The organism is Shewanella sp. YLB-07 (assembly GCF_009377275.1).
In genome coordinates, this window is the sequence record NZ_VOQB01000001.1 from 674,048 (window position 1) to 685,998 (window position 11,951).

6 protein-coding genes and 1 pseudogene are annotated in these 11,951 nt (G+C 41.7%); 3 read left to right on the top strand and 4 right to left on the bottom strand.

The window, feature by feature from the left end:
* The 3 genes and pseudogenes from FS373_RS02790 to FS373_RS02800 form a co-directional block, all read right to left on the bottom strand.
* Positions 1-322, bottom strand: a pseudogene (locus FS373_RS02790) (hypothetical protein); the annotation flags it as partial.
* A 151-nt stretch (positions 323-473) separates the two neighbouring features.
* On the bottom strand, positions 474-4,781 hold the full coding sequence (locus FS373_RS02795; RefSeq protein WP_416221745.1) for an EAL domain-containing protein: 4,308 nt from the start codon (positions 4,779-4,781) through the stop codon (positions 474-476).
* 435 nt (positions 4,782-5,216) lie between these two features.
* On the bottom strand, positions 5,217-8,006 hold the full coding sequence (locus tag FS373_RS02800) for an insulinase family protein (protein WP_144047204.1): 2,790 nt from the start codon (positions 8,004-8,006) through the stop codon (positions 5,217-5,219).
* Between the two features lie 297 nt (positions 8,007-8,303).
* Here FS373_RS02800 and sixA point away from each other — a divergent pair, with 297 nt between their 5' ends.
* Complete coding sequence (gene sixA / locus FS373_RS02805) at positions 8,304-8,774, top strand: phosphohistidine phosphatase SixA (protein WP_144047203.1); 471 nt, start codon at positions 8,304-8,306, stop codon at positions 8,772-8,774.
* A 153-nt stretch (positions 8,775-8,927) separates the two neighbouring features.
* Here the strand turns inward: sixA and smrB are convergent, their stop codons facing one another.
* Entirely contained in the window at positions 8,928-9,458 is a 531-nt protein-coding gene (gene smrB, locus FS373_RS02810; RefSeq protein ID WP_152828989.1) for an endonuclease SmrB, read from the bottom strand.
* 176 nt (positions 9,459-9,634) lie between these two features.
* Between smrB and prmB the strand changes: the two genes are divergently transcribed.
* Positions 9,635-10,576 carry a 50S ribosomal protein L3 N(5)-glutamine methyltransferase gene (gene prmB / locus FS373_RS02815; RefSeq protein WP_144047201.1) on the top strand — a complete coding sequence of 314 codons (942 nt, stop codon included), beginning with the start codon at positions 9,635-9,637 and terminating at the stop codon, positions 10,574-10,576.
* Between the two features lie 158 nt (positions 10,577-10,734).
* Positions 10,735-11,829, top strand: a complete 1,095-nt coding sequence (gene aroC / locus FS373_RS02820) for a chorismate synthase (RefSeq protein WP_152828990.1) — start codon at positions 10,735-10,737, stop codon at positions 11,827-11,829.
* Positions 11,830-11,951 lie beyond the last annotated feature (122 nt).

Below are 11,951 nucleotides of genomic sequence, written 5' to 3' on the forward strand. Positions count from 1 at the left end.
TAGGCTTGAACTTAACGTGTGGAGCACCAGCGAGTTCGATAGGCTTGAATTTCACGTGTGGAGCACCAGCTAGCTCGATAGGCTTGAATTTCACGTGTGGAGCACCAGCGAGTTCGATAGGCTTGAATTTTACGTGTGGAGCACCAGCTAGCTCGATAGGCTTGAATTTCACGTGTGGAGCACCGGCTAGCTCGATAGGCTTGAACTTCACGTGTGGAGCACCTGTAAGAAGGAGTTGATTAGAGCCGATTGCAGGAGTTTCAAATGCCATTGTAGAAGTTGATAACACAAGGGCGATAGTCGTTGCTAATACTTTAATCATAGTCTTCTTCTCTCAAGTTTTTGTACATCAGTTAGTGAGGTACATGGTCAGTAGGTAGGCCAATTATTATTTTTTGGCACTTGAGAGAATAGTTGCAGTTGTTATGCCATCTTTATCATTTCCTTAAAAGCAATCGATTGTTTTGTTGGGTTTATATGGCTTTTTTGCCATTTTGTACTAAGTCTGGTTCGATGAACTCCTTGTGGAGTAGTTTGGTAAATTCTGCTTCTGATACAGGCTTGCTGAATATAAATCCTTGAATTTCCTCACAGTTAAGCGCTTTTAAAATACTAAGCTGTGAGGCGTCTTCTACACCTTCTCCTACAACTGAGAGCCCCATGTTGTGGGCAATAGTAATAATCGAGTCAACCATCTTAAGATCACGATCGGACTTATCGATATCGTCCACAAAGGCTTTATCTATCTTCAGCGTATGAATAGGGAAACGTTTAAGGTAGGAAAGTGAAGAGTAACCCGTACCAAAATCGTCTAATGCTAGGGTTACTCCCATCTTAGATAGCTGTTGCATCACCTTTATTGCTTTCTCTGGCTCTTTAATGACAGTCCCTTCGGTGATTTCAAGCTCTAAATTCGCTGCCGGAAGCTGAGTTAGACGTAAAATTGACTCGATACGCTGCTGCAGATCGGGTAGAGCGAACTGATATGAAGATAAATTGACTGCCACACGTCCATTGAAGATTCCTTGACTCCGCCATTTTTGTGCCGCGAAGCAGGCTTTTTTCATGACTATGTCGCCAATTTCTACGATCAGGCCATTCTCTTCGGCTAATGGAATAAATTCACTAGGTGGGATCAGTCCTTGCTCTGGGTGATTGAGCCTGACTAGCGCTTCCATACCTGCCATTTTTCCACTTTTAAGATCAATCTTAGGTTGATAGTAAACTTCAAACAGGTCTTCCTTGATACCTTGTCTGATTAGGTTTTCCACTTCCAGTTGTCTAATTGCGTTACGGTTCAGTGATTCTGAGTAGAACTGATAGCGATTGCCACCCGCTGATTTGGCGTGGTACATGGCAATATCAGCTTTACGTAGTAGGGCTTGTTCATTTTGGTCATCTTCAGGGTAGAGGACTATACCAATACTCATGCCAACTACGACCTTGTCTGAGGTCAATTCGAACGGTGTGACGAAGGCTTCGATAACACTATTAGCAATAACCGCACTTGAGCCTATATCTGGATTATCGTCGACGAGGATGGCGAATTCATCACCTCCGAGGCGATAGATACTGGTGTGGTAGGGGACTGCAGTTTCGATGCGTCTAGCGACTTTTATCAATAATTCATCACCAACCTGATGTCCTAGAGAGTCGTTAATTTTTTTGAAGTTATCAAGATCGAGCACCATGAGTGTGTGATGAGAGTCGCGTTTAACCAGGTTACCTAAGGTGACCATCAAACTTGAGCGGTTGGGAAGATTAGTCAGTAGATCGTTGTTGGTTAGCTTTCTAAGCTCTTCCTCTTGCTGTTTACGACGAGAAATATCTGAGAACACGCCTACGTAATGAGATAGTTGCCCCAGTTCATCATAGATAGCATCGACAGTGAGTTCCATCAAGAAACTAGAACCATCCCCCTTAGCGGAATCGACATCGTTACTCCATCGACCTTGTTGATGCAATATAGTACGGATCTGTTCAGAATAGCTATCGGGGTAAAGGTCGAAGTTAAATTGCTCGCCAATAAACTTATCTCTGGGTTTTAAACACAGCTCACAACAGGCTTCATTTACTTCTACAAATCTAAATTCACTGTCTAGAATAAACATGCCTTCTGAAATGTTGGCGATAGCTCGTTCAAAGAGCCTCAACTGTTCTTCGGCATGTTTAAAGTTGTTGATGTTCTTGATGGTACCCGTCATTCGAAGCGGATTATCTTTCTCATCACGTTCGACAATTTTAGCCCGATCTAAAATCCAAACCCAGTCATCGGATTTTCCTTTTACACGATAGGCTGCTTCGAAGTGATCTGACTTGCCATAGAAATGATCATTAAGCGCCGTACTGACACGCTCCTGATCCATGGGGTGAATATTACTCTCTTCGCCTGTTTCACCTGATCTCTGCCCATCCCGAGGAAATTCGAGTGATCCCCAGATATTGGAGCGGTATATCTGTCCGGTTTCAATATCCCAATCCCACATCTCATCACCGCTCCCCCATAAAGAGAGCTTTAATCGTTCTTCAGATTTAGCTATTTGATTTTGAACTTCACGACGCCTGAGTATGGCTTTGACTATTATTGCTGAGGTAATCAATGAAAGCATAAAGTAGACAAATTTAGCTTGTTTTGATAGCCACCAGGGAGGCGTAATGATGACTTTAAGCCTTTTAATGTCGCCTTTTTTACTTAAAAATCGGTCAACAGCATAAATGTTAAAAGTATATTCACCTGGAGAAAGGTTAGTGTATGTTGCTGAATTTACCCCCTTTGACTCAATCCAAGAATCTGATAATCCTTCCATCTGGTATAAAAAATCTATTTCACCAAGATGGTTGCTTGGTGACCAAAATTTAAAAGTGAAAGGGTAATCTGAATACTTCAAGGAAACTTGTTCAGAAATTGAAATTGGTTTTGATAATATACCATCACCTGGAGTTTTTACTATATTGAACACTAGGAGGTCTTCTATTTTTACTTTCGGGGTCGATGTTTCTGATATATATGAATCAATATCTTTTGGTATCAAAATACTGACACCATTTATTCCTCCAAAAATAAATTTATTCTTCCAATATAATGATGATTGAGTATTGTACTCATCTTGACTTCCAATAGTATCATCAAGGATATAAAGGCTTTCTTTATTAATATAAATTACTTCGCCCATAGATGTCGCGATTAACTTATCATTTTCAGACGAGATAGAGAATACTGCAAGATTATTACTGTATATCACTTCGTGATGATTGTTTTCCTTGTTATATACCATTAGGGATTTGGTGGTACCAAAAAAAACTTTGTTAGATGTATTTTTAACGCTGAACACTATGTCATCAGTATAAACTGGTTTTGAATTATCTTTGTTAATCTCAAAAAGTCCACCTTGGCTTGAGACGAAAACTGAATCGTTATATGAAGATATATCAAATATAGGATTCCCTATGTCTACAGGCAATCTATTAATAATAGTGTTGGTTAATGGTTGAACAACTAGTAGTAACCCGTCGGTTGTTCCTGCAAGTATCGTGTTGTTAAATTCATTGAACTTTAAAGCTGAAACAGGATGGTTTGTTAAAATCTCTCTTTCATTGCTCAGTAAATCTATTGAAAATAATCCACTTGTACTGCCTACATAAAGTTTTCTTCTGTAAGTTATGGCAGTTTTTGCGCCAGTTATACTACTATCGTACTTTTTTATATTGTTCGAGCTGTCATAAACAGAAACAATATTTGAATCAGTTGCTATAGTCAGTTTTATATTTTTTTCTTTATTTATTGACCATATGTTATTTGTATTCTCTGAGCTTTTTTTTATTATATTTAACTTTTCTCTTATTTGTATGAAACCCATATTTTGAGTTGATACAAACAAACTATTTGTTTCGGGGAAAACTAGTGGTTTGTCAAGAGTGTAATCTAAATTTGTAATTATTCCTGAGAGTGACGGAGTGAAGTTATAATCGATAGAGTAAAGTTTGTTCCCGATCATTCCGTGAAGAGTCTTTTTTAGAATGAAAATCGTATCAAATTGCATTGGGTTAACTTGGATTATTTTATTTCCTTGGACTGTAGATAATCCGAATTCGCCATTCACGATGATTGTTTCATTGTACTTTAAAATGTTTTTGGAGTTTTTCACTATTATTTTGTTTTCGATTTCATCTATAATATCTCCATTGTAGTTTCTAACCAAATATGCGTTATTGTTTTTTATTATTGTTTTTATCCCATCGAATAAGTCGCTTTCAATAATCGAGTTTATAGAGAAATTATCTTTGTTTATATTTATAATTTTCTTATTTGTACCTACAACTATATTATTTCCAATAATCATTAATGACCATATTGGAAGTTTTTTTGATATTAACTCTTTTGATATAGGTACAAATTTGTCAATAGTTCTATCTAACATCACTAAACCTTTGTCCGTCCCCACCAAAAGGTTACCTTTATTATCAATAAGTAAGCTTCTAATAAATGAGCTGGGAAGACCAGAATAGCTATCATCTGCAAAATAATGTTTGAAATCTTTGCCATCAAAACGGTTTAGACCGTTAAGTGTCCCTATCCAGACATATCCATCTTTATCTTCTACTAGTGATGTCACAGTACTTTGTGATAAACCTTCAGGAACACTGTAAGTGTCTGCATTTAGGAGTATTGAAGCTTGCTTCAGTTCTAGAGGGATTTCATTGCTTGATTCAGATGGTTGATCAATAGCTTGCGCCTGGCCGAAAAGACAGAGGGCCAGTAGGAGGATGGTGATTGTTTTCATAATCGCGTTTGGCATCATTTTTAGTTTGATTATTAGCCAGTAATGCTTAGGCAACAGGGATTTAACCTCACTTTTTCAGAAAGTGAAGACTTTGTCAAAATTTGAAGGAAAATTGTTTAGTGATAATCATTATTGATTAATGCTTGGCTGTTGTTTTATGCCTAATAACCTTCTTAGTTTAACCATAACATCTAGAGTTTCCTTCAAGTTTAGGTGATTTGACTAAAATAGGAGTGTTTTTATGACTTCTCTAATTTGTTGAATAATCCAGCATCGTTTGTGGGAGAGGCGGGAATCTCTTACGGCTCTGAATGTGAAAGATCAATTTCTATCACAAGTCAAAGCTGAGTCGAATTACTATTATGCTATAAGTTTAGCTTAAATTTGAGCTCATAATGCTCAACCGGCTAAATTTAAGTGACTAATTTTAAGAGATTAGTAGCTGAATTTATTTGCTTGAAACTTAAAACTACGCAGATCTGTGATCATGTTGTCCGAGCTTATGCGCTCCTCATGTCTGTGATTGTCGCCTGTGGTGAACAGCACTAACCGATCACAGAGTTTGTTACGCATTTTTTGCATCATAAACTTGATCACATCGGCGCGAGTCAGCTTTTCAATCTCCTTCACGACTAGCTCTCGTTGATTAAAGTCATAATCCTTATTGCCAATGCTAGACCAATAGCGCTGGCCTCGGGTCTTAAGGTTAGCATCGTGTTCCATCACTTGGTTGACAAGTCCTTGTTTAGTTAGCTCCCACTGCTGATTAGTGATCTGCATAACCGCGTAGTTAAAGTCGGCAATAAACTCGTCAATAGCTTCTAGGAGCTGCAAAGGGCTAGATGTTGGTGACTGGATATAAAATATGATACCTGGATAGCGATTAAGTGGTAAGTAGCCAGTACCTACCATATAGCCCAGCTGTCTCTTGGTTCTGAGTTCGTGAAAGAAAGTCGAAGACATGGTGTGGTTCAATAAACTGAACAGGGCCATGGTTTCAGGATTCGATTGAGAAGCTTGATAGTAGATGATGATGCTGCTGTCTTGGTGAGACGCGGTAATTTCACGTAGAACCGTTCCCTTACCCGAAAGGTTAACCAACTCACGGTCTGATTCCCCACTGGGTGATGAGACTAGGGAGAGGATATGATCTAATCGCTTGCCTAGTGCCTTAACTTCTTCGACCAACCAATCGCCGTAGACTAATCCTTCGAGGTGGATTTTTTCATAGAATTTTCTGACGTGTTCATGTAGATCTTCTAAAGTTATCTCTTCTAACTCTTCAGCCATGCGTGATGGCTCATAACTGCGCTTTTGAAGTGTCACCGTTAAACTGGTGAAGATCTGTGAGATTGGCTTAGCTCTGGTTTGGTTATACCAATTTCTCAAAATCTGACGTTTGATTGAATTAAATCGATTCTGAGTAAAATTGCGTTCTCTGGCTTTATTGATCAATAGCGATAACAGGGCTTCTTGTTTACCGGTAAAACCTGTCAGGTGTAAGGTGATACCGCCTTGGTGAGGATAGATGTTGTAACTTAAGCCTGCCACTTCGGCTTGATAGGTATATTCAACCAGATAGTCGAGCAACATCTCAACATAGAGCCTGGTTAGTGCGGCATTTCTGGGAGACGATGCGGCATGTTCAGAATCAAGAGATAGATACATATGGCCCTTAGGGACATTAAACTCATCATCCTTGCGGTGCCAGATCCGATAACCTTCCTCTTGAGAAACGATAATAGGGGTCTTATTCTGACTCTTTTCGGGGCGAGGAATTGAGTCAGATATGATAAATGGATTCGCGGTCGGTAGCTTGAGTTCGGGTCTGATCTGAATATGACTCCAGGACTTGAGCCTCTCATCTGCAATGGGCTTTATCTGATACGGCGTGTGGTACCAGGCAGCTTGCTGCTCCGTATCTAACTCGGGTGCTATGATCTGGATGCGCATATTCGATGGTGTCATCTGTTGCAGTAAGTCTAACGTTTCGCTAACGTTAAGACTGTCCATCTTATAGTCACCATAAACCAAATCTTCCACATCATAATGGTGCATATTGATGCTGAGGTGGCTGGCCAGATCTAATGTTCGAATCTGCTCTTGATACCTAAATGCCAAATTGAGCAGATTCGCCCGCTCTTGATAGCGCCAGTCTTCTAGACCTTGGGTTTTAATGAGCTCGATATATTCAAAAGCGCAGCGAATGACCGTATCCAGGTGAGCGAGTCCTTTCTCCGTAAGCTGAATACTGATGTTGTAATCTTTAAAGTTATAGCCATTGACTCCACCACCGGCAGATAGATTGATAGCAAAACCTTGTTCTTTCAGGTAAGACAGTAGGCTGCCATTACCTTCATAACCCAGTAAATGGCTGATAAAGGTCAGTGGCTTGTGTTTATAGAAAGGATCTATCGCTGGCAAGTTGAACGTGATCGCCACTCGCTTCTGTTCCTTGAGCGGGATGATATGCAGTTGGGTTGTAAGTTGTTCTTTCTGATAAATAGGTACCGCAGGATAGTGCTTCTCGAGTTGGTGATTATTTACTTTGCTGAAATATTGCTCTGCCAGTAATTTAAGTTCATCTAGCGGTCTGGGACCAACCAGGCACAGAGTCATTATATTCGCACTGTAATGGCTGCGATAAAACTCGACGAGCTCCTCTCTCAGAATTGATTCTTCGCCGCAGAGTGTTTTCAAATTTCCCACTGAAAACTTTGAGAAAGGATGCTCAGGGTTGACCGTCTCTTTCTGTACTTGATAGGTTCGACGAATGTCATCCTTAAGCTTTAAACTAAATTCAGACTCTATGGCATGTCGCTCACGATCGACGAGCTCTTCATTAAATAAGGGCGCGATAAAAAATTGGCTGAATCTATCTAACGATTCCTCAAAAACATCGGCATTAATACTGAAGAAAAAATTGGTGTGTTCAGTGCCTGTCCATGCGTTATTGTTACCGCCATGCTGATTAATAAATGCGTGATACTCGCCTGAGTCAGGGAATTTTTCTGTGCCCAAGAAAAGCATATGCTCGAGAAAATGTGCCATGCCGGCCCGCTCAACGGGATCATCGAAGTGACCCACATTGACTACCATAGAGGCTGCGGCTTGGCTCGCTTCCATATCTTCAACCAAGAGCACGGAGAGACCATTGTCGAGTACTAAATGTTGATATCGACGGAGATCATTGGGACTTTTGATTATTTGCAAGGATTCTGACAAGTAGAAGGCTCCGTCTGATATACCAATAGGCTCATATACACAAGTTAACTATGAGGTATCATTAAAAAAATACTAGCTATTTATCGGAAATAAAAAGCGAGTAATACATATTGGTCCCCTTAACCTGCTTTAGCAAGTCTCTATAGGGGCTAAATATTATCCATTTTTAGTCTCGAATTTGAAAGATAGAGAGATCCTAAGTCTATTCGACTAATTAATAACTTAAATAGGGTTTGTGCCGATGACTTTTGCGGCTACAATTGGCATATAACGAGAAAAATGAGTAGCGAGAGTGGTATGCAGCTATTTTTAATGCGTCATGGTGAAGCGAGTTATCAAGCTCACTCAGATAGAGAACGAACCCTAACCGATACGGGGCGATATCACACCTCTGTGATGAGTAACTGGTTGGCCAAAACTGTACTTGAGTTTGATCTGGTCCTTGTCAGCCCCTATTTGAGAGCACAGCAAAGTTGGCAAGAAGTCAGTAAACATTTCCCCGAGCCCAGAAAGTGGTTAGTGCTCGATGAATTGGTTCCATCGGGAACCCCTAGCACTGCTGCGGAGCTCACCTTAGCGTATGCCGAGCAATATAAAGCCGACAAAGTGTTAGTGATTGCTCACATGCCTTTGTTGGGTTACATGGTGAGTGAACTGGTTGCCGGTATCGAGCCGCCTCTTTTTGCTACTTCAGGGGTAGCCTTGATAGATAAGCATAGCGAGTGTGCAACTCTGGTATGGCAACATGCGCCCCACACCATCAGTTAAATACTCTTTGTTACATGCTATTAATTAGCTATATTTAAAAACATTAGGTCTATCTTGTAAGAAAACAGTGGTTCGCTTGACTGTTTTCTTTGTTTGAATATCATACTGCTCGCACCTCGCACCTCGCACCTCGCACCTCGCACCTCGCACCTTTTACCTTCTATAGGGCTCATCGCCAATATCAATAAGCACGAGTAAGGCTGCATCACCTCCCCATTCTTTGGGCGCCTTATGGAAAGCCTTCACATGTGGATGCTGGGCTAGCCACATGGGTATATTCTGTTTGAGGATACCGGTGCCGTGGCCGTGCATGACACAGCAGCAATGAGACTGTTGCTTAATACAGGCTTGAATTAATGCCGCAAGCTCAAGTTTTGCTTCCGACTGACGCATACCATGCAGATCCAAGAGTAGGTCAGGTTGATAATCTCCCCGGCGAAGTCGTTTCAGCTCGAAGCTATCAATATCATCCCGTGACCAACGCATTGGGCCCTCACTGGGCAGGTGAGGTTGATAGGTATCAGAGAAATAGCTGTCGGCATGGAGCTGTTGGGTTTTCTCCTCGATCACTTTCTTATCTTTCTGCTCAGATCTGAAGTGACGCTTATCTTGCTTAAAAGGTTTGATCCCTTTAGTCATAGATGAAAATAGATCTTGCTCATCAGAGGTGTCTTTATTCTTCATGTGTCTATTTTGTAAACCTTAAAATCGTTTGAAGCCGCTGTAGATACTAATAAACCAGTACAAAAGCTAAATCATAGAGATGATCGGCGTTATTCATACTGCTATTTTATTGAATCCGATGCCTTATGAATAGAGTTCAGTTACAATGAAACGGAATAATTATGCTGGAGTGAGTTTTGGATAAGATTTTTGTAGATGAAGCCGTAACTGAGCTACGTACCATAGGTGATATGTTGCGTTGGGGCGTGAGCCGTTTTAATGATGCCAATATTTATTATGGTCACGGAACCGATAATGCCTGGGATGAAGCCATAGCCTTAGTTTTTCATGCCCTTCACCTGCCTGAAGAGCTAGGTCAGCAAGTTATCCACTCTAATCTCACCAGCAGTGAAAAGCATAAAATCGTCGAGCTCATTATTCGTCGCGTAAGAGAACGCCTACCGGTTCCTTATTTGACTAACAAGGCTATGTTTGCCGGGCTTGAGTTTTTTGTCGATGAACGTGTGCTGGTGCCGCGCTCTCCTATTGCCGAGATGATTGCTAACCGTTTCAGCCCTTGGCTCTATAATAAGCAAGTTAATCGCGTACTTGACCTATGTACAGGCAGCGCTTGTATTGCTATCGCATGTGCCTATGAATTTGACGAGGCAGAAGTGGATGCACTCGATATCAGTGCCGATGCACTCGATGTCGCCCAAATCAATATAGAGAGTCTAGGCGTGATGGATAGGGTTTTCCCTATCGAATCAGATATATTCTCTGCGATACCTAAAGGTCCACATTACGATCTTATCGTGTCTAACCCGCCTTATGTGGACGCCGAAGATATCGGTGATATGCCCGATGAATATCAGCACGAGCCTGAGATCGGCCTGGCATCGGGACGTGACGGACTCGATCTGACTAAACGTATTCTGGCAAATGCAGCAGACTACATGACGACAGATGGTTTACTGGTTGTCGAAGTGGGTAACTCTATGGTTCACCTGATGGAGCAGTTCCCCGATGTGCCGTTCACTTGGGTGACATTCGAAAATGGCGGTGACGGTGTGTTTGTTTTGACCCGTGAGCAGCTAGTCGAAAATGAATCATTGTTTGCCATTTTCAAAGACAAGTAATAATCGCGGCTCGACAAGTCTCAATGGGCGCTGGTGATAAAAAAGGCTAATGACGCATAAGTTTTATTTAAGCTTGTCACTTGTTGCTCATTTAAGCTAATCTCGGCTTGTGTACAAATTCAGAGTATTTTTAAACTAGTCAGAGGTTAATAGAGCGGATGTCGGGAAATAGTATTGGACAAAATTTTGTCGTGACAACATTTGGTGAGAGCCATGGTGTCGCATTAGGTTGCATTATCGATGGCGTCCCCCCGGGACTCGAGCTCAATGAAGCAGATATGCAACATGACCTTGACCGACGTCGTCCAGGGACTTCTCGTTATACTACTGCAAGACGTGAAGCCGATGAGGTGCGTATCTTATCTGGTGTATTCGAGGGTAAAACCACAGGCACCTCGATCGGTCTTATGATTGAAAATACTGACCAGCGTAGTAAAGACTACTCCAATATTAAAGACTTGTTCCGTCCGGGACATGCCGATTATACCTACCAGCAGAAGTACGGTTTACGTGATTATCGCGGCGGTGGACGTGCATCAGCACGGGAAACTGCCATGCGTGTGGCTGCAGGTGCCGTGGCTAAAAAATATCTGAAACAAGTTCATGGTATCGAGATCAATGGTTACTTGTCTCAGCTTGGCCCCATCAAGGCCGAAACAATAGATTTTAGTCAGATTGAGCAAAATGCCTTCTTCTTCCCCGATGCGTCAAAACTCGACGCGCTCGATGAATACATGCGAGACCTGAAGAAGAGTGGCGATTCTATCGGTGCCAAGGTATCTGTGGTTGCTACAGGTGTACCCGTTGGTTTAGGTGAGCCAGTATTCGATAGACTCGATGCCGAGATTGCCCATGCATTAATGGGGATTAACGCGGTTAAAGGTGTCGAGATTGGCGATGGTTTCGAGGTGGTAAATCAGAAAGGCTCGGAGCACAGAGATTTGATGTCCCCCGAAGGCTTTGCTTCAAACCATGCAGGCGGCATTCTAGGTGGAATTTCATCGGGTCAACCGATTATCGCTCATATTGCCATGAAGCCGACGTCGAGCATCAGCATTCCGGGTGAGAGCATCAATGCTCAAGGTGAGAAGGCTGAAGTTGTGACTAAAGGCCGCCATGATCCTTGTGTAGGCATTCGCGCCGTTCCAATTGCCGAGGCTATGCTTGCCATCGTATTGATGGATCACCTGCTTAGGCACAGGGCGCAAAATATGGATGTGCACAGCAGCACACCCCAGATAGGTATGCGTTAATTAACATTGATGTGTGCTAAATGAATTCGGGGGCGCCTCTGTTGTATTCGGAGGCGCCCCTTTTGTTTTCTCATAACTACTTATTTTGTTGTTAGCAGCTTAAAATCGATAGCTGCTTTATA